General features: G+C 74.2%; 16 protein-coding genes. 4 read left to right on the top strand and 12 right to left on the bottom strand.

Annotated features, from left to right (window positions below; translation table 11 throughout):
• Positions 1 to 2,118: a glycogen debranching protein GlgX gene (gene glgX / locus D7193_RS28580; protein WP_120782727.1), complete on the bottom strand. Its 2,118-nt coding sequence runs from the start codon at positions 2,116 to 2,118 to the stop codon at positions 1 to 3.
• Positions 2,119 to 2,452: 334 nt separating this feature from the next.
• Here glgX and D7193_RS28585 point away from each other — a divergent pair, with 334 nt between their 5' ends.
• Positions 2,453 to 3,853 carry a glycosyltransferase family 4 protein gene (locus D7193_RS28585; protein ID WP_120782728.1) on the top strand — a complete coding sequence of 467 codons (1,401 nt, stop codon included), beginning with the start codon at positions 2,453 to 2,455 and terminating at the stop codon, positions 3,851 to 3,853.
• 167 nt (positions 3,854 to 4,020) lie between these two features.
• Here the strand turns inward: D7193_RS28585 and D7193_RS28590 are convergent, their stop codons facing one another.
• The 4 genes from D7193_RS28590 to D7193_RS33785 form a co-directional block, all read right to left on the bottom strand.
• Entirely contained in the window at positions 4,021 to 5,304 is a 1,284-nt protein-coding gene (locus tag D7193_RS28590; protein WP_120782729.1) for a citrate synthase, read from the bottom strand.
• Between the two features lie 157 nt (positions 5,305 to 5,461).
• On the bottom strand, positions 5,462 to 7,435 hold the full coding sequence (locus D7193_RS28595; protein WP_338324142.1) for a sulfatase-like hydrolase/transferase: 1,974 nt from the start codon (positions 7,433 to 7,435) through the stop codon (positions 5,462 to 5,464).
• Between the two features lie 91 nt (positions 7,436 to 7,526).
• Positions 7,527 to 8,951, bottom strand: coding sequence for a class I SAM-dependent methyltransferase (locus D7193_RS28600; RefSeq protein ID WP_120782794.1), 1,425 nt, complete (start codon positions 8,949 to 8,951; stop codon positions 7,527 to 7,529).
• An 11-nt stretch (positions 8,952 to 8,962) separates the two neighbouring features.
• Positions 8,963 to 9,112, bottom strand: coding sequence for a hypothetical protein (locus D7193_RS33785; RefSeq protein WP_174242757.1), 150 nt, complete (start codon positions 9,110 to 9,112; stop codon positions 8,963 to 8,965).
• 192 nt (positions 9,113 to 9,304) lie between these two features.
• On the opposite strand from D7193_RS33785, the gene D7193_RS28605 reads away from it, so the two are divergent.
• Complete coding sequence (locus D7193_RS28605; RefSeq protein WP_120782731.1) at positions 9,305 to 9,703, top strand: VOC family protein; 399 nt, start codon at positions 9,305 to 9,307, stop codon at positions 9,701 to 9,703.
• Positions 9,704 to 9,710: 7 nt separating this feature from the next.
• Here the strand turns inward: D7193_RS28605 and D7193_RS28610 are convergent, their stop codons facing one another.
• From D7193_RS28610 to D7193_RS28635, 6 genes are all read right to left on the bottom strand, one after another.
• Positions 9,711 to 10,397 (bottom strand): helix-turn-helix domain-containing protein, encoded by a 687-nt coding sequence (locus tag D7193_RS28610; RefSeq protein ID WP_120782795.1) that lies wholly within the window; start codon positions 10,395 to 10,397, stop codon positions 9,711 to 9,713.
• Between the two features lie 149 nt (positions 10,398 to 10,546).
• Positions 10,547 to 11,773, bottom strand: coding sequence for a bifunctional glycosyltransferase family 2/GtrA family protein (locus D7193_RS28615; protein ID WP_120782796.1), 1,227 nt, complete (start codon positions 11,771 to 11,773; stop codon positions 10,547 to 10,549).
• A 2-nt stretch (positions 11,774 to 11,775) separates the two neighbouring features.
• Positions 11,776 to 13,938 (bottom strand): ArnT family glycosyltransferase, encoded by a 2,163-nt coding sequence (locus D7193_RS28620; protein WP_120782732.1) that lies wholly within the window; start codon positions 13,936 to 13,938, stop codon positions 11,776 to 11,778.
• A 45-nt stretch (positions 13,939 to 13,983) separates the two neighbouring features.
• Positions 13,984 to 15,498: a sensor histidine kinase gene (locus D7193_RS28625; RefSeq protein WP_120782733.1), complete on the bottom strand. Its 1,515-nt coding sequence runs from the start codon at positions 15,496 to 15,498 to the stop codon at positions 13,984 to 13,986.
• Positions 15,476 to 16,216, bottom strand: a complete 741-nt coding sequence (locus D7193_RS28630; protein ID WP_120782797.1) for a response regulator transcription factor — start codon at positions 16,214 to 16,216, stop codon at positions 15,476 to 15,478. The genes D7193_RS28625 and D7193_RS28630 overlap by 23 nt, the downstream gene beginning before the upstream one ends.
• Positions 16,217 to 16,293: 77 nt before the next feature.
• The gene (locus D7193_RS28635) at positions 16,294 to 16,524 is read right to left on the bottom strand and encodes a hypothetical protein (protein WP_120782734.1); all 231 of its coding nucleotides are present in this window, start codon (positions 16,522 to 16,524) and stop codon (positions 16,294 to 16,296) included.
• Positions 16,525 to 16,737: 213 nt separating this feature from the next.
• On the opposite strand from D7193_RS28635, the gene D7193_RS28640 reads away from it, so the two are divergent.
• Together D7193_RS28640 and D7193_RS28645 are read left to right on the top strand one after the other, a co-directional pair.
• Positions 16,738 to 17,688, top strand: a complete 951-nt coding sequence (locus tag D7193_RS28640) for a serine/threonine-protein kinase (protein ID WP_120782735.1) — start codon at positions 16,738 to 16,740, stop codon at positions 17,686 to 17,688.
• An 82-nt stretch (positions 17,689 to 17,770) separates the two neighbouring features.
• The gene (locus tag D7193_RS28645) at positions 17,771 to 18,196 is read left to right on the top strand and encodes an OsmC family protein (protein ID WP_120782736.1); all 426 of its coding nucleotides are present in this window, start codon (positions 17,771 to 17,773) and stop codon (positions 18,194 to 18,196) included.
• Positions 18,197 to 18,205: 9 nt separating this feature from the next.
• Here D7193_RS28645 and D7193_RS28650 read toward each other — a convergent pair whose 3' ends face one another.
• The gene (locus D7193_RS28650) at positions 18,206 to 19,087 is read right to left on the bottom strand and encodes an endonuclease/exonuclease/phosphatase family protein (protein WP_241563566.1); all 882 of its coding nucleotides are present in this window, start codon (positions 19,085 to 19,087) and stop codon (positions 18,206 to 18,208) included.
• Positions 19,088 to 19,112: the final 25 nt, after the last annotated feature.

Below are 19,112 nucleotides of genomic sequence, written 5' to 3' on the forward strand. Positions count from 1 at the left end.
TCAGGCGGTCCTCTCCAGCACCACCAGGGACCGGTCCGGTACGCAGAGCGCGCCGGCCGCCTCGACCACCGTGGTCTTCTCCGCGTCCGGTTCCGCGGTGCTGATCACCAGTTCCCAGCGCTGCCCGAACTCCGGCGGCGGGAGGGTGAAGTCCAGGGGCGCGTCGTGGGCGTTGAAGCAGAGCAGGAACGAGTCGTCGTGGTGGCGCTGGCCGTACTGGCCGCGCTCGCGGATGCCCTCCCCGTTGACGAACAGCGCCACGGAGCGGCCGAAGTCGTTGCCCCAGTCCTCCCCGGTCATCTCCCGGCCGTCCGGCGTGTACCAGGCCAGGTCGGGCAGCGGCGCCCCGACGTCCCGGCCGCCGACGGGCAGGCCGGTGAAGAACCGCCGACGGCGGAACACCTGGTGGCGGCGGCGGAAGGCCACCAGCGTCCGGACGAACTCCAGGAGGCGTTCGTCGGCGTTCTCCCAGTCGATCCAGGACAGCTCGCTGTCCTGGCAGTACGCGTTGTTGTTGCCCCGCTGGGTGCGGCCCAGCTCGTCGCCGTGGCCGATCATCGGCACGCCCTGCGACAGCATCAGCGTGGCCAGGAAGTTGCGCCGCTGCCGGTCGCGCAGCGCGAGCACCGCCGCGTCGTCCGTGGGGCCCTCGACGCCGCAGTTCCAGGACCGGTTGTGGCTCTCTCCGTCCCGGTTGTCCTCGCCGTTGGCCTCGTTGTGCTTGTCGTTGTACGACACCAGGTCGGCGAGGGTGAACCCGTCGTGGCAGGTGACGAAGTTGATGCTGTGGAACGGGCGGCGCCCGTCGTCCTGGTACAGGTCCGCCGAGCCGGAGATCCGGGAGGCGAACTCGGCGAGCGTTGCCGGCTCGCCCCGCCAGAAGTCCCGCACGGTGTCGCGGTACTTGCCGTTCCACTCGGTCCACACCGGCGGGAAGTTGCCCACCTGGTAGCCGCCGGGGCCCACGTCCCACGGCTCGGCGATGAGCTTGACCTGGCTGACCACCGGGTCCTGCTGCACCACCTCGAAGAACGTGGACAGGCGGTCGACCTCGTAGAACTCCCGTGCCAGGGTCGCCGCGAGGTCGAAGCGGAATCCGTCGACGTGCATCTCCTGCACCCAGTAGCGCAGCGAATCCATGATCAGTTGCAGGGAGTGCGGGCTGCGCACGTTGAGGCTGTTGCCGGTGCCCGTGTAGTCGACGTGGTAGCGGCGGTCCTCCTCGGAGAGCCGGTAGTAGCTCGCGTTGTCCACGCCCTTGAAGCTCAGCGTCGGCCCGAGGTGGTTGCCCTCGGCCGTGTGGTTGTAGACCACGTCGAGGATCACCTCGATGCCCGCCGAGTGCAGCGCCCGCACCATGCCGCGGAACTCCTGCACCTGCTGGCCGAGCCGGCCCATGGCCGAGTAGCCGTGGTGCGGGGCGAAGAAGCCGATCGTGTTGTAGCCCCAGTAGTTGCGCAGGCCCAGGTCGATCAGGCGGTGGTCGTGCACGAACTGGTGCACCGGCATCAGCTCCACGGCCGTCACGCCGAGCCGGGTCAGATGCTCGATCATCGGCGGGGAGGCGATCCCCGCGTACGTGCCGCGCAGTTCCGGCGGGATGTCCGGGTGGCGCATGGTGAGCCCCCGCACGTGCGCCTCGTAGATCACCGAGTGGTGGTACGGGGTGCGCGGCGGCTTGTCGTTGCCCCAGTCGAAGTAGGGGTTGACCACCACGGACTTCGGCATGAACGACGCCGAGTCGGTCTCGGACATCCGCTCCGGGTCACCCAGGTCGTAGTCGTAGACCGCCGGGTCCCACACCACGTCGCCGTCGATCGCCTTGGCGTACGGGTCGATCAGCAGCTTGTGCGGGTTGCAGCGCACCCCGTTCGCCGGGTCGTACGGCCCGTGGATCCGGTACCCGTACCGCTGCCCCGGCTCGACGCCCGGCAGGTAGGCGTGCCAGACGTAGGCGTCCACCTCGCGCAGCTCGACCCGGAGTTCGGCGCCGGTGTCCCACTCGTCGAAGAGGCACAGCTCGACCTTCTCGGCGACCTCGGAGAAGATGGCGAAGTTGGTGCCCATACCGTCGTACGTGGCCCCGAGGGGGTAGCGCTCGCCCGGCCAGACCTGCATGTCGCTCCTTCGGTTCTGATCATGAGCGCACCGCGTCATGAGCGCACCGCACGGCGGGCCGCGCGATGCGCACGGCGGTAATGCCCCGCGCCCGGTTCGGCCAATCCATCCTGTCAGCCGACGGGCGGAAATCCGTCCGACCGGGACGCGCGGGCCCAAAGGGTGTCTTCGGTCACCGTGGCCCTTTTCGAGATGCGGATCGGCGCCGGATGCCCTTTCCTGGTTCGGGGACGCGTACGCCCGCGCGTCATCACCCGGCCCTCGGCCCACCCTTCACCTCGATCGCGCCGTCACCGCCGCCGGCGCGTACGCCCCTGCCTGGACGGAGAAAGATGTGAGCACCATGCGGGTCGGCGAGCCGCTCGCCACCGCCCCGGACCGCACCTGCCGGCCCACCCTCACCCGGTCCCAGATCCCGCAGCCCGCCGGCACCGGCGTGGCCCCGCCGCCGCGCCGCATCCTGATGCTGTCGTGGGAGTATCCGCCGGTGCTCGTCGGCGGCCTGGGCCGGCACGTACACGCCCTCTCCGTCGCCCTGGCCGCCGCCGGCCACCACGTCACCGTCGTCACCCGCCACGCCGACAGCGCCCCGCTGGAGGAGTACGCCGACGGCGTCCGCGTCATCCGCGCCGCCGAAGACCCCGTCACCTTCCCCCTGGCCACCACCAGCCTGCTCGCCTGGACCATGGCCTTCAACCACACCCTCACCCGCGCCGCCCTCCGCGCCACCGAAGCCGCCGACTACGACGTCATCCACGCCCACGACTGGCTCGTCGCCCACACCGCCATCACCCTGCGCGAGCACCTGGACATCCCCCTGGTCACCACCATCCACGCCACCGAGGCCGGCCGACACCAGGGCTGGCTACCCGAGGAGATGAACCGCACCATCCACGGCGTCGAACACTGGCTCAGCAGCGAGTCGGGCCGGGTCATCGTCTGCTCCGGCTACATGCGCGACGAGGTGACCGGCCTGTTCGGCGTGCCGTCCGGCCGGGTCGACGTGGTGCCCAACGGGGTCGAGCCGCACCGCTGGCGGGCGCCGCGCGACGCGGTGTCGGCCGCCCGGGCCCGCTTCGCCGGCGACGGGCCGCTGGTCACGTTCGCCGGGCGGCTGGTGTACGAGAAGGGCGTCCAGCACCTCCTCGCCGCGGCGCCCCGGCTGCGGGAGCGGCACCCGGGGCTGCGGGTGGTGGTCGCGGGAGACGGCCCGTACCGGGAGGAGCTGGAGGCGGACGTGCGCCGGCTCGGCCTGGCCGGCACGGTCAGCATGCCGGGCTTCCTCGGCGGTACCGACCTGCCCGCGGTGATGGCCGCATCGGACTGCTTCGCGGTGCCGAGCATCTACGAGCCGTTCGGCATGGTGGCCCTGGAGGGCGCGGCGGCCGGCGCCCCGCTCGCGGTGGCGGCCACCGGCGGCCTCGCCGAGATCGTCGAGCCCGGCGTCACCGGGATGACCTTCCGGCCGCAGGACCCGGACGGGCTGACCGAGGCGGTGCACGCGTTGCTCGTCGACCGGGACCGGGCCCGCGCGCTGGCCCGACGGGCGCGCGTCATGGTGCACGAGCAGTACGGCTGGGCGGCGATCGCCCGGCGCACGGCCGACACGTACGCGTCCGCCGTCGCCACCGCCGGGGCGTTCACCGCCGAACGCGCGACCCAGCGGATGACCCAGGGCCGCTCCCTCCCCCCGATCCCGGAGGGCAACCTGCTGGCGACAGCCGGCCTCCGCTGACCCCGGCCCCCTCCGGCTTGTTGATCAAGAGGTTCGCGTCAGGAACAGCGCGGCTCCTGACGCAGACCTCTTGATCACCGGCTCAGACCGGGGGCGGGGGCGGGGCGGGAGATGCGGAAAGGCCGCCGGCCCCTGCGGGGGCGGCGGCCTTTTCGGTCGTGCGGGGTTCAGCGGTCGGTGAGCGGCACGTACGAGCGCTCCGGCGAGCCGGTGTAGACCTGCCGCGGACGGCCGATCTTGGTTTCCGGGTCGTTGATCATCTCGCGCCACTGGGCGATCCAGCCGGGAAGGCGGCCCAGGGCGAAGAGCACCGTGAACATCTTGGTCGGGAAGCCCATGGCCTTGTAGATCAGGCCGGTGTAGAAGTCCACGTTCGGGTAGAGCCGGCGGGAGACGAAGAAGTCGTCGGCGAGGGCGATCTCCTCCAGCTCCATCGCGATGTCCAGCAGCGGGTCCGGCTTGGCCATCCGGCCGAGCACGTCCTGGGCGGCCTTCTTCACGATGGCGGCGCGCGGGTCGTAGTTCTTGTAGACCCGGTGGCCGAAGCCCATCAGCTTCACGCCGTCCTCGCGGTTCTTCACCTTCTGGACGAAGGTGCGGACGTCGCCGCCGTCGGCGTGGATGTGCTGCAGCATCTCCAGCACGGCCTGGTTGGCGCCGCCGTGCAGCGGACCGAAGAGCGCGTTCACGCCGGCGGACACCGACGCGAAGAGGTTGGCGTTGCTCGAACCCACGAGCCGGACGGTCGAGGTCGAGCAGTTCTGCTCGTGGTCGGCGTGCAGGATGAACAGCATGTCCAGCACCTTGGCGACCACCGGGTCGACCTCGTACGGCTCGGCCGGCACCCCGAACGTCAGCCGCAGGAAGTTCTCCACGTAGCCCAGCGAGTTGTCCGGGTACAGCAGCGGCTGCCCGATCGACTTCTTGTAGGCGTACGAGGCGATGGTGGGGACCTTCGCCATGAGCCGGACCGTCGAGATCTCCACGTGCTCGGAGTCGAACGGGTCCAGGCTGTCCTGGTAGAAGGTGGAGATGGCGCTCACCGCGGAGGAGAGCACGGCCATCGGGTGGGCGTCCCGGGGGAAGCCGTCGAAGAACCGCCGCATCTCCTCGTGCAGGAGGGAGTGCCGGCGGATCCACTCGGTGAATTCGGCGAGCTGCTGCTCGGTCGGCAGCTCCCCGTAGATGAGCAGGTAGGAGACCTCCAGGAAGGAGGACTTCTCGGCCAGCTGCTCGATCGGGTAGCCGCGGTAACGCAGGATCCCCGCGTCACCGTCGATGTAGGTGATCGCGGACGAGCAGGCCGCGGTGTTGACGAAACCGGGGTCGTACGTCGTCATCCCGGTTTCCTTCAGCAGCTTGCTCACCCCGATTCCGGCGGGGCCTTCGACCGCGGAGTGCACCGGCATCGACAGCTGCCCACCGGGGTGATCGAGCTTGACTTCCGTCATGTGGTTCCTCGCTTCGCCGGCAGATCTTCGTTGAATTGCCTTCGCTTTTACCGTAATCGCGGTTCCTGGGACACCGCTCGGCATGGTTTCCCGGTGAGGTATGCGTCACCCGATTCCCCACTGGCCGGCTGGGAAACCGGCGGGACACCCGGGCGGATCAGGACAGGACGAGGTGCCGCAACCCGCCGTCGGCGGCGACCTGGTAAACGTCGAGTTGGTTCGGGCCGGCGTGGAAGAGACGGTCGTCGGCGATGAGCGCGGCGAACCGACGGCCGCCCGCATCACGCGGCGTGACGGGCACCACGGCGCCGACCCGACCGTTGACGGCGACCGCGAGCAGCGTGCCGTCGGGCACGGCGTCCGGCACGTCCCCCCACACCATGGCCGGCAGGGTGCCGGTGTCGGGGTCGGTGGCGCGGAACGCGGCCAGATCGGCCACGCGGGCGGACCCACCCGCCGGCCGCTGCCCGACCTCGGTGCCGACCAGCGGATGCACGGCCGGCAGGGGTGGCGGCGTCGGCACGCCGTCCGGGATGACGACGGGCTCGCCAGGGCGGTCGTAGAAGTGTTTCTGCCCGGCCGGCCGCGGCGCCTGCCGGGCGGACCGCCCGTCCACCCGCCAGGGCAGCCGGACGCCGGCCTCGTCCGCCACGGTGGGCAGCAGGTCGACGTGCTCCCAGTTGCGGTCGTCGATGCGGCCGGTACGCTGGCCGGCCTCCTTGATGAACATCGGCACCCAGGCGACCTCGCCCGGCGCGGCCTTGATGGCGTCCATGCCGCGCCCCTGGAAGCCCTTGCTGAAGCTCACCCCGTGGTCGGCGGTGACCACCACGGTCGCCTGGTCGTAGAGGCCGGTGGCGCGCAGCGTCCGCAGCGTCTCCCCGATGAGCCGGTCGGTGTAGCCGAGCTGCGCGAGGTGCCGCTGCCGGGCCAGCTCCACCCAGCCGGCGCCGTCGTTCGGCAGATCCTCCGGCGCGTCGTAACGGGCGCCGGAGGGCAGGAACGCCCACGGCGAGTGCGGCATCAGCAGGTGCAGGAAGTGCAGCGTGGGCCGGGGCGCCGGCTTGAGCCCGGCGAGGAACGTGGTGAACCGGGCGGGCTGGTTGTCGTCGAGGCTGTCCCACCGGAACGTCGGGTCGTCCGGGACGGGCTCGGCGGAATCCAGCCCCGCCTCCTCCCGGGTCTGCTCGCGGTAGGAGTCCTCGGGGTCGACGTGGCTCTCCCGCGGCCCCGTGACCTGGCCGAGCAGCTTGCGGGTCTCCCGTACCAGCACGCCGAGTCCCTGCTCGGGGGCGACCGGCTGCTCGCAGCGGCTGGGCGGGCAGAGGCGGGTGATGCTCTCCTCCGCCCGGATGTCGTAGAGGCCGCCGAACGCGGTGAACAGGTTGTCCGGGTACTCCGCGTAGTGCGGGGCGACGCCGCGCGCCGGGTACCGGCCGGTGAGCATGGCGGGCAGCGCGTAGGGCGTCCACCCGCTGACGCCCGTGGCGTCGCGGTACCACGTCGACCCGTTCGCCAGCTCGGCGAAGTTGGGAAACCGGTTCGCGTCGATGCGTCCGTCCGGGCCCAGCAGGGAGACCAGCGGCAGTTCGTCGAGGATCAGCATCACCACCGGCGGGTGGACCGCGGTCGCCGCGGTGCCGGCGGCGCCGCCGGCCGCACGGGGCAGGACCAGCACCGAGGTGGGCGAGACCACGAGGAACAGCCCCACGAAGACGAGCGGGCCGGCCGCGGCGACCCGCAGCACGCGGCCGGGCGCCCGCCACCGCCGGTGGGCGGCCGCGACCGCGACGCCGGCCACCGCCGCGACCACCAGCAGCGGTACGCCCCGGAGCGGGCTGACGTGCCGGCCCACCTGGACGGCGAGCGCGGCGATCAGGAGCCCGACGAGCAGGGTGTGCGTCACCGACCGGGCGGCCCGGCCGGCGAGGCGGCTGAGCGCGCCCAGCAGCGCCGGCGGCACGGTCGGCACCAGCGCGATGAGCGCGACGAGCAGCAGGATCTGGTCCCGCGTGGCCCGGTGGAAGAGGAAGAAGTCGGGACTGCGGCCCAGCACGTCGAGCAGCGGTTGCGTGACCACCAGCCCGACGAGCGCCACGATCTCCAGCAGCCGTCCCAGCTCGGTCCGGATCGCGGCCGTCCACCGGGCCCGCCGGGACGCCGCCGGCGCGGGGTCGGGCGCCGGCGTTGGCTCCGGGGCGGCCTGCGGGACGGTCGTGGGCTCAGCCACCCACGACCGCCGTGTAGAGCGTGCGGGTGCCGGAGGGAAGGTCCTCGCGCCGCGCGATCCGGCAGCGCGCCGCCAGCACCCGCTCGAACTCCTCCCGCCGGTAGTCGGGGAAGAGCCCCTCGGGCTTGTTCGCCAGCAGCCGCCGGGCCATCGGATCCTCCGGGTGGACGAACTCGACGACGATCCGCGCCCCGGGGGCGCACAGGTCGGCGAGCCACGTCACCACCTCGGCCAGGGGCACGTTGCGCCCGATCGCGAGGTGGTGCACCAGCGCCAGGGCGAGCACCACGTCGGCGGCGGCCCGGTCGGCGAAGGAGGCCCGCTCGACGCCCCGCCAGCCGCCGCCGGGCGACGGGTCGGCCAGGTCCATCACGAGCGGCAGAATCCGCCGTTCGCCCTCGGCGCGCAGTGCCCGGTAGAGCGTGTCGACCACGGCGGGGTCCTGCTCGACGGCCACCACCCGGTCGGCGTGCCGGGCGGCCAGGCGGGCGTACCGGCCATCGTTGGCGCCGAGGTCGAGCACGAGCGCCGGGCGGGACCCGTCGGTGAGGGCCGCGGTGACGAACTGTTCCTTGCCGGCCCGGTCCTGGGCGGAGTAGCCGCAGGTGCGCTGGTAGTCGGCCCAGTGGCTGGCGGCCGGGGTCCGGTCGAGGCGGCGGACGAGCTTCTCGATGCCGCGTACGGTGGCCAGCGCCAGTTCGCGCGAGTAGCCGGCGGCGCGCAGCTGGGCGCGGACGTCGGTGGTGGTCGCCTCGGCGTGCCGGCTCTGCATGGCCCCGTGCAGGTGCAGGTGGGTCGGCACGCCCGGGAGGAGCCGCCGCACCCCCCGGAAGAGGGGCCGGAGCTGGTCGGCCTCGATGCCGTCCACGCGGGCGCGCAACCAGGGCTGGAAGTCGACCCCGAGGTGGGCGGTGAGCAGCAGCGGGTAGAGCAGGGTCTGGCAGAACTGCCGGTAGCCGGCCCACGGCTCGCCGTCGCGGACCGGTTCGAACGAGCCGACGTCGATGAAGACCGGCTCGGTGCCGCGCCACTGGAGGTTGTACGCGGAGCCGTCCTTGATGGTGAACCCGGCGGGCAGCGCCGCCCGGAGGATCTCCAGGTGCAGCAGCGCGGCGTCGCGCAGCATGGTGAACGACCACTCGTACGGGTGGGAGACGAAGGGGATGCGTTCGTGTCGCAGCACGGCGGCCCAGGGCACGCCGTCGGGCACCTCGACGGGGTCCACCGCCTCGGTGCCGCAGACCTTGCCGTCGGCGAGCAGGGTCGTGAAGAACTCGGTGCCGGCCAGCGCGCGCCAGTGCGCGGCCGCGCCGGCGTCGAGGCCGCGCAGCACGTCGTGGCCGAGGTGGAAGACCCGGTTGGCCGGATCCCGGAAGGAGCCGGGCTCGGGTCGAAGGTCCGTGGGGGAGATCGCCATCGCGGGCCGGGTCACCGCTGGTCGGTGGGCTGCCGGCGGAAGCGGGAGACCAGCCGTCTCCAGTAGAGCTTGGCGGCCACCGCGACACCCGCCACGCCGCCGACCACCGCCTGCACGATGAGACTGCCGGAACCCGCGTCCAGGTAGGCCAGATGGATCACCGACCGCTCCTTCCCCTCGCCGTCACGACACCGGCGTCCCGGACGGCACAGCGCTGAGGCTTTTGACCCGGAAGGCCGGACTTGTCTGCCACCGTACGCCGATCACCGCGCCAGTGAAGGGCACACCGGGCACTCGACCCCCGTCCGTTTCGTTCAAGACACCCGACCGCCGCCGCTCCTACGGTGGGCGCCATGACTCTTCGATTCGACTTCATCAGCGTGCTCGTCACCGACATGGCCCGGACCCTCGACTTCTACCGCCGGCTCGGTCTGGCCATCCCGCCCGGCGCGGAGTCCGAGCAGCACGTCGAGGCGGCGCTGACCGAGGGCGTGCGGATCGCCTGGGACCACGTCGACCTCGTCCGGTCCTTCAGTCCGGACTGGACGCCGCCCACCGGCAGCTCCCGCATCAACCTCGCCTTCCGCTGCGCCGACCCGGCCGAGGTCGACCGCCGGTACGCCGAGATGACCGAGGCCGGTTTCCATGGCGAGCTGAAGCCCTGGGACGCCTTCTGGGGGCAGCGGTACGCGGTGCTGCACGACCCCGAGGGCAACGGCGTGGACCTGTACGCCCCGCTCGCCGAAGCGTGAGCGCCGCTCAGGCCGACAGCACGGCCGTCGGCGGGGCGCCCGCCAGGGCCCGCACGTCGCGGGTCAGGTGCGCCTGGTCGGCGTAGCCGCAGGTGGCGGCCACCTCGGCCAGCGGCGTGCCGGCCCGGGCGAGGGCCAGGGCACGGCGCATCCGCAGGATCCGGGCGAGGGTCTTCGGCCCGTACCCGAACAGGCGCCGGCACCGGCGGTGCAGGGCGCGCGGGTCGAGACCGACGTCGGCGGCGATCGCGGCCACGCCGACGCCGGCGGCCGCCGTGGCGGCGACCCGCGCGGCGACCCGGTCCGGGCCTCCGGCCGCGCGCAGGCGGCCCGCCGCGAGCGCCGGCAGCACGGACGCCGGGTCGGCCGCCGCCCGCTCGGCCAGGTCGGCGACGGCACGGTCACCCCAGAGCGCGGTCAGCGGCACCCGGCTGTCGCGCAGCTCGTCGGCCGGCACGCCGAACACCGCGGGGCCGACTCCCGGAGGCAGGCGCAGCCCCACCCACCGCTCCCCCGGCCTGCTGACGCTCACCTGGGCCGTGCGGTCCGGGCCCGCCACGAGCAGCCCCGCCCGGCTGGACCACAGCAGGTCCATGCACCCGTCGGGCAGCACCCGGGTGGTGCGCGCCGCACCGGGCGCGCTGCTCGTCCACAACGTGGCGCCGGCGACACCCGCGGGCCGTTCCCGGTACATGCGGCCCAGCCTGCCACGGTGGTCCGACACCGGGCGGGCGCCCGCCCCGTCGAATGATCGACTCGACATCCTTGGTGTCGCGGTGTCCACCCGACCCGGACACCGCGACATCCACGCAACCTGTGTCGATCACCGCCGCGGTGACCGGGTCAGCCCCGGTGGTGCATGCCGAGGCGCAGCAGGACGAACCGCAGCACCGTGGCCGCGAGGTTCGCGGCGACCAGCACCGCGACCTCCAGCGGCCGGCCCGGCGACCCGGTGACCGCGTGCAGCACGGCGAGCGACCCGCTGGTGAGCCCCAGCCCGAGCGCGAAGGCGAGCAGGCCCTGCGCGTGGTGCCGGCCGGCGTGCCGGCGACCCGTGATGCCGAACGTCACCCGCCGGTTCACCGCCGTGTTCGCCACCGCCGTCACCAGCAGCGCCAGCAGGTTCGCCGGCTGCGCGCCCAGCGCTCCCCGCGTGGCCACGAAGAGCAACAGGTACGCCAGCGTGCTGACCACGCCGACGGCGGCGAACCGGGCCAGCTGCCGGGGCAGCCCGACCGGCACCCGCGCCGGCGGCGGAGTCAGCGGCGCTCGGCCGAGCTGCTCGCGCAGCTGCGCCAGCGGCAGCGCGCCGGTCAGCAACGCCCGGCCCAGCCGGCCGATGCCGCGCAGGTCGGCGTACGCGGTGGCGACGATGTCGACGCGGCTGTCCGGGTCGTCCACCCAGTCCACCGGCACCTCGTGGATCCGCAGCCCGGACCGCTGGGCGAGCACCAGCAGCTCGGTGTCGAAGAACCAGCCGGTGTCCTGGACCAGGGGCAGCAGGCTGCGTGCCACGTCGGCGCGGATCGCCTTGAACCCGCACTGGGCGTCGGAGAACCGTACGGCGAGCGTGCCCCGCAGCAACAGGTTGTAAGCCCGGGAGATCACCTCCCGCTTCGCACCCCGGACCACCCGCGAGGTACGCGCCAGCCGGGTGCCGATGGCCAGGTCGGAGTGGCCGGAGATGAGCGGTGCGACCAGCGGCAGCAGCGCGGCCAGGTCGGTCGACAGGTCCACGTCCATGTAGGCCAGCACCGGCGCGTCCGAGGCGGACCAGGCGGCCCGCAGCGCCCGGCCGCGCCCCTTGGCGTCCAGGTGGAGCACCCCGACGCCGGGCAGGTCGGCGGCGAGCGCCTCGGCCACCGCGAGAGTGGCGTCCGTGCTCGCGTTGTCCGCGACCGTGATCCGGAACGGGTACGGGAAGTGCTCGCTGAGGTGGGCGTGCAACCGTCGTACGCACGGACCGAGGTCGACCTCCTCGTTGTGGACGGGCACCACGACGTCGAGCACCGCGGTGGGGAGGGTGGGTCGGGCCCGCAGGCCCGCCCGCGTCTCGCCGGAGCCGGTCACGGTCACCCCTCCCCGCCGGTCGTCAGGTCGTAGACGGTCACCCCGTCGACGGTCTGCGCGTCGAACGTGGCGGCCACCCACGACGCGATCTCCGACGAGGCGGAGCTGCCGCCGTTGGCCCGGAACCCGCCCCCGCCGATGAACCAGTGGATGCGCCCCTCGGCCACGTACCGCTGGAACTGCGCAAGTGTCGGGGACGGGTCGCTGCCGTTGAAGCCGCCCACGGGCATCACCGGGTCCCCGGTTGCGAGCTGGTAGCCGGAGGCGTTGTTGGAGCCGACCGTGGCGGCCACCCAGGTGTACCGGTCGCTGTCGCGCTCCAGCAGCGCCCGCAGCGCCGCGCTGGGCTCGCGGGAGTCGAGCAGGCCGCCCATGCCCCCGCCGCGGATCGACCGGCCGTCACCGAAGGGGTTCTGGCCGCCGGTGCGCCCACCGCCGGGGAACTGGCCGGGCCCGCCCGGGACGCCGCCCTGCCCGCCGGGAAGCGCCTGCCCACCCGGGAACGCCCGGCCGCCGGGGCCCTCCAGGCCGGACGGCGCCCGACCGCCGGGGAAGCCTCCGCCCCCGCCGAACCCGGCCTGCACGAACGGACCGGCGCTCGGGATGGAGCCGGTGTGCGGCGTGGCCGCGGTCTGGAGGGAGTACGCCACCGGCCCGGCGAGCGCCGCGGCCGCGCCCACGGTCAACACCAGCGGCGCCGCCCGGCCCGGCAGCCGGTCGACGAGGATGGTCAGGGCCGCGGCGGCGACCCCGGCCACCAGCACCGTGGCCCGCAGCCACGGGTGCCAGTCGGGGCTGCGGCCGAGCAGGACCCAGGACCACCAGGCGGTCACCGCGAGGACCGCGGCCAGCGTCCCCGTGGCGGCCAGCGAGCGCCACGGCGACCGGCGCGGCCCGCCCGGGACCGGACCGCCGGCCGGCGCCGCGGGCCGGGCGGGCGCGCCCGCGGCCCGGTGCCGCCAAAGCAGCGTGGTCCCGATGCCGACGAGCGCGCCGACGGCCGGGGCGAGCGCCACCGTGTAGTACGCGTGGAAGATGCCGGACATGAAGCTGAAGATCAGCCCGGTCACCAGCAGCCAGCCGCCCCAGAGCACCAGGCCGGCGCGGGTCCGGTCGGTGCGGGCCGCGCGACCGGCCAGGACGAGCCCCGCGACCAGCAGGATCAGCGCGGCGGGCAGCAACCAGGAGACCTGACCGCCGACCTCCCCGCCGAACATCCGCAGCCAGCCGGTCTGCCCGCTGAACGGCCCGCCGCCGCCCATGCGGCCGCCGCCCCAGCCGACGCTGCCCACCTCGTCGCCCGTGATGCGGCCGAGGCCGTTGTAGCCGAGGGTCAGCTCCAGGATGCTGTTGGTCTGGGAGCCGCCGACGTACGGGCGGGCACTGGCCGGCACCAGCTCGACGACCGCGACCCACCAGCCCGCGGCCACCACGACAGCCAGCCCGGCCAGCAGCAGGTCGCGGATCCGCCGTCCGAGGCGGGCCGGAGCGGCCAGCAGGTAGACGCCTGCGAGGACCGGCACCACGAGGAACGCCTGGAGCATCTTCGTGAGGAAGCCGAGCCCGACCAGGGCGCCGGCGAGCACGAGCCAGCGCGTGGCGGCCGTCTCCACCGCCCGGACCGTGGCGTACGCGGCGGCGACCAGGAGCAGCACCAGCAGCGCGTCGGGATTGTTGAAGCGGAACATGAGGGTGGCCACCGGGGTGACGGCGAGCACCGCGCCGGCGAGCAGGCCGGCGAGCGGGCCGTACCAGCGCCGGACGGCGGCGTACAGCAGCCCGACCGAGGCGACGCCGCAGAGCGCCTGCGGCACGAGCAGCGCCCAGCTGTTCAGGCCGAAGAGCCGCACCGACAGGGCCATGAGCCACAGCGCGGCCGGGGTCTTGTCGACGGTGATCGAGTTCGCCGCGTCCGACGAGCCGTAGAAGAACGCCTTCCCGCTCACCGAGCCGGCCTGCGCCGCCGCGGCGTAGAACGAGTTGGCCCAGCCCGACGCGCCCAGGCTCCACAGGTAGAGCAGGCCGGTGGCGAGCAGCAGCGCGGCCAGGGCGGGTCGGTGCCAGGCCCGGGCGGGCCGCCGCGGCGGCCCGCCGTCGGGGCGGACGGTCTGCGGGGCCGGGGGCGCCGTGGCGGGCGCGGTCGGCAGGGTCTCGGTTCGGTCCATGCCGGCCAGCCTTCGTGAGCGGGCTGGCGGGTCGCCGTGCGCCGGCTATGCGTGCGCTGTGGGATGCGGCAGCCGGACGGTGAACACCGTCGCACCGGGGCGGCTCGCCACGGTCACCGTGCCGTGGTGGGCGTCCACGACGGCCGCCACGATGGACAGGCCCAGGCCTGTGCTGCCGTGCGCCCGCGACCGTGAGCTGTCGCCCCGGGCGAAGCGCTCGAAGACCTCGGGTTGCAGCTCGGGGGGTACGCCCGGGCCGTCGTCGGCGACGCTGAGCACCGCGGCGCCCGGTTCGGCGCGCAGCGTGGTGGTGACCGTGGTGCCGGCGGGTGTGTGCACCCGGGCGTTGGCCAGCAGGTTCGCGACGACCTGGTGCAGCCGGGCGGCGTCGCCGGTGACGGTGAGCGGCTCGTCGGGAAGGTCGAGCTGCCACCGGTGCTCCGGCCCGGCCACGTGCGCGTCGCTCACCGCGTCCACGACGAGGGCGGTGAGGTCCACCGGCTCGGCGACGAGGGGTCGACCCGAGTCGAGCCGGGCGAGCAGCAGCAGGTCGTCGACGAGGCTGGTCATCCGCGTGCTCTCCGACTCGACCCGGCGCAGCGCGTGGGCCACGTCGGGGGGCACCCGGTCGTGGCCGCGGCGGGCCACCTCGGCGTACCCCCGGATGGCGGCCAACGGGGTGCGCAGCTCGTGGCTCGCGTCGGCCACGAACTGGCGGACCCGGGTCTCGCTGGCCTGGCGCGCGGCGAGGGCCGCCGCGACGTGGCCCAGCATCCGGTTGAGCGCGCCGCCCACCCGCCCCACCTCGGTACGCGGGTCGGTGTCCGCCTCGGGCACGCGTACGGACAGGGCGACCTCGCCGCGGTCCAGCGGCAGCTCGGTGACGCGGGTCGCGGTGGCGGCGACCCGGTTCAGCGGGCGCAGGGCGGCGCGGACGATGAGGGTGCCGAGACCGCCGGCGATGAGCAGCCCGGCGGTGACCACGCCGGCCTGGGCGACGATCATCCACATCGTCGTCTCCTGCACCTGCGCGAGCGGGATGGCGACGACCATCACGTCCCCGCCGGACCAACGCCGGGCCACCGCCCGGTAGGCGCCCCGGTCGTCGACGTCGACGGTGCGCGGGCGTCCGTCGGTGGCCAGCTCCGCGAGCGGGCGTACGTCCGCGGCGGGCACCGTGTCCACGGCGCCGCTCTCCGTGCGGATGCCGGCCGTGGTGACGCCGCCGGCCACGTGCACGGCGATCGAGCCCGGCCGGAACCCGCGCGGGGGTTCCGGAACGCGGGGCGCGGCGGCGGACTGCCCGCCGGGCCACGGCGGCTGGCTGCCCTCGCGGAACCACGGCGGCACCTCGCCCGGGCGGCGGTCGTTCATGGTGAGCTGGTTGTCCACCTGCACCACGAGGAAGTGCCGCAGCGCCACCGTGGTGAGGGCGCCGATGCCGATGCTCACCAGGGCGAGCAGCGCCACCACCGAGACCACGAGCCGGCGACGCAGCGACCAGCCGGCGAGCCGGGCGCGCAGCCGCCGGACCGGATCACTCGGCCGGCTTGAGGACATACCCCGCGCCGCGCAGCGTGTGGATCATGGGCTCGCGCCCGGCGTCGATCTTCTTGCGCAGGTACGAGATGTACAGCTCGACGACGTTCGCCTGCCCGCCGAAGTCGTAGTTCCAGACCCGGTCGAGGATCTGCGCCTTGCTGAGCACCCGGCGCGGGTTGCGCATCAGGAACCGCAGCAGCTCGAACTCGGTCGCGGTCAGCGTCACCACCTGCCCGCCCCGGCGCACCTCGTGGCTGTCCTCGTCGAGGGTGAGGTCGCCGACGGTGAGCACCGCCTCCTCCCGGGCCGCGACCGCGAGACCGGAGCGGCGCAGCAGCGCCCGCAGGCGGGCGATCACCTCCTCCAGGCTGAACGGCTTCGTCACGTAGTCGTCCCCGCCGACCGTGAGACCGGCGATCCGCTCCTCCACCGCGTCCCTCGCGGTGAGGAACAGCACCGGCACGGTGGGCGCGTGCTCGCGCAGCCGGCGCAGCACCTGGAAGCCGTCGAGGTCGGGCAGCATCACGTCCAGCACCACCGCGTCGGGCTGGAACTGCCGGGCCGTGCTGAGCGCGGCCATCCCGTTGCCCGCGCTGCGCACCTGCCAGCCCTCGTAGCGCAGCGCCATCGCGAGCAGGTCGGTCAGCGTCGGCTCGTCGTCGACCACCAGCACCCGGACCGGCTCACCGTCCGGTCGGCGCAGCTCGATGCGGCCCTGCGCGGCCTGCCCGTCCATGACCATGCCCCCATCGTGGGCGGCTTTTCTGTGCCGTGCCCCTGCGGAACCTGTGTGCCAGCTGTGCGGGGCGGCCGCTACTCGGTGACGCCGAGGGGATCGGTGCGCACGTAGCGCATGGTCCAGGTGCCTGTGCCGTCGGGCCCGACGCGTTCGTACAGGTGGTCGGGGCCGGACCCGGTCGCTCCCTCGCCGCCGGGGTGCCGCATGATCCAGCGGGCGGGCGGCGCGCCGTCCACGTCGGCGGGCAGCGCCCGGACCAGGTCGTGGGCGGGTCCGCCGACGAACCGTACGCTCACCTCGCTCATCGCCGCCCCCGTGTCCGTGTCGGCGCCCGTGGTGACGCCGACCCCGGCTCGGAAGCTACCGCACCCGTCGCGCGGTCGCAGGCGGCTCGCGCGGGCTCGCGGCAAACGGGCCGGGCGGTCAGATGATCACGGTGGTTTGCCCTGCTGGGAGGTCGGGTACCGCGACCGCAGCCGCTCACGGGCGGGAGGACCGAGGACGAGGAGCACGGGCCGATGCGCACGCTGGACGGGCGGTACGAGCTCGAACAGCGCATCGGCGTCGGCGGGATGTCCGAGGTGTGGCGGGCCCACGACACGGTGCTCGACCGGCCGGTCGCGGTGAAGCTGATGTCGCCGGGACAGGACGGCCAGGGCACCTCGGTGGAGCGGATCCGCACCGAGGCGCGCTCGGCGGCCCGGCTGGTGCACCCGAACGTGGCCAGCGTGCACGACTTCGGCACCTGCGCGGCCCTGCCCGGCGAGCGGACGCCGTACATCGTCATGGAGCTGGCCGAGGGCGAGACGCTCGCCGCCCACCTGCGGGCGGGCCCGCTCGACTGGCGGATCGCGGTGCGGGTGTGCGCCGAGGTGTGCGCCGCCCTGGCCGCCGCTCACGCCCACGGCATCGTGCACCGCGACATCAAGCCGGCGAACGTCATCCTCACCCCGGCCGGGGTGAAGGTGCTCGACTTCGGCATCGCGACGGCATCCGGCGCTCCCGATCCGGCGCCCGACGGTCTGCTGGTGGGCACGCCCGCGTACCTGGCGCCCGAGCAGTTGGAGCGGGAACCGGCCACACCGGCGGCCGACATGTACGCCCTCGGGGTGCTGTTGTACTACTGCCTCACCGGGCAGCTGCCGTACCAGGCCGGTACGGCCACGCAGCTGCTCGGCGCCCGCCGCCGGCAGCCGCCGCGCCCGCTGCCGGAGATCGACGGGCTGCCGGCGGAGGTGGCCGAACTGTGCGGTAGGTGCCTCTGCGACGACCCGGCCGACCGGCCGAGCAGCCTGGTCGCGGCGCTGGTGCTGGCCGAGGCGGTCGACGCCCGGGTGTACGTGCCGATGCGGCTGCCCACCGCCCCCCGCCCGCGACGCGCCAGCGTGCCGGTGTGGAGCGAACGGGCCGCCGCCGAGGTCACCGAGGCCGCTGTGCTCGACCGGTCCGGGCCGGCCGGGGAGCGGTGACCCGCGACCCCTGCCCTGTTCACGGCCGGTTTCACCGTTCGACGGCCGGGTAGCCGGGCGGGTGAGCGACGGGAGGAACGTGATGGCGGATCCGAGTTCCTGGCTCCACGAGGCCAGCGCCACCGCCGAGGGGGGCCACGTACGCACCGACGACGGCGGCCTGTCCACCGCGCTGGCGTCCCCGCTGGCGGCGCACTGCACCGGGCTGCGACCCGAGCAGCTGCTGGCCGCGGCGTTCGCGTCGTGCCTGCACCACGCGGCGGTGGAGGCGGCGGGTCGCGTCACCGACGAGGCGCACACCGTGCAGGTACGGGCGGAGGCGCGGCTCGGACGCGACGACGACGGGCGGTACCGGGCCGACGTCCACGCGTCGATCGCCTCGGCGGGGCTCAGCCGGCAGCAGCTCGCCGACCTCGTCGAGTACGCCGACCGGCTCTGGCCCTTCTCCAGCGGTGACAACAGCCGGCACCGGCTGACCGTCACACCCGCGGAGAACGGCCGGCACTGAACCGGCGCGCTACCAGCGGAAGGTGGCCGTCACCGCCCGGTGGTCGCTGTCCGGCGTACGCAGCACCCCGGCAGCGGTCGCCGTGACGCCGCGGTAGAGCACGTGGTCCGGGCGGGTCACCGGAGCCGCGGCCGGCCAGGTGAACCCGAATCCGCGGCCGGCGTCGGCCTGGGCGTCGCCGAGCAGCCGGGTCAGCGGCGTGAACACCCGGTCGGTGCTGGCCGTGTTCAGGTCGCCGAGCACGACCAGGCGCGGGGACGGGTCCGCGCGTATCCGGGCGGCCAGCGCCGCGACGGTCTCGTCCCGGGTGGCGGTGTCGCCAGCGCGCGCCGAGCCGAGGTGCACCACGTACACGGTCACGTCGCCGGCCGGTGTGGCGACCACCGCCCGCAACGCGCGGGTCCAGCCGAGGCCGGTGTCCACCCCCGCCGGATCCCGGATCGGGTAGCGGCTGTAGAGCGCGACCGTGGAGACGCTCGCCCGGTGCGGGTGGTCGCCGACCAGCGTCGCGTCCACCCGGTCGACCGCCGCGACCTCCTGGAGGGCGATGAGGTCGGGCCCGGTCGCCGCGAGATCGCGGACCGTCGCCGCGGGATCGGGGTTGCCGGCGCGCAGGTTCTGACTGGCCACCCGGAGCGTCGGGGTGCCCTGTGCCGGCGCGGGCCGCACCCAGGCGCCCGCGTAGAGCGCCGCCCACACGGTGGCGGGCAGCAGCGCGGCGACGAGCGCGAGCCGTGAGCGGCGGAGCAGGGCGCCGAGCGCGAGCAGCGGGACGCCGAGACCCAGCAGCGGGGTGGCGCTGTCGAGGAGGCTGCCGAGCCCACGCACGTTCGGTACCGCGCGGTGGCCCGCGAGCACGGCGGTGAGCAGCACGGCCGCCCCGGTGAGCACCCGGCCACGCGGACGGCGCGGCGGC

The sequence above is a fragment of the Micromonospora costi genome (genome assembly GCF_003626655.1).
Taxonomy (GTDB): domain Bacteria; phylum Actinomycetota; class Actinomycetes; order Mycobacteriales; family Micromonosporaceae; genus Micromonospora; species Micromonospora costi.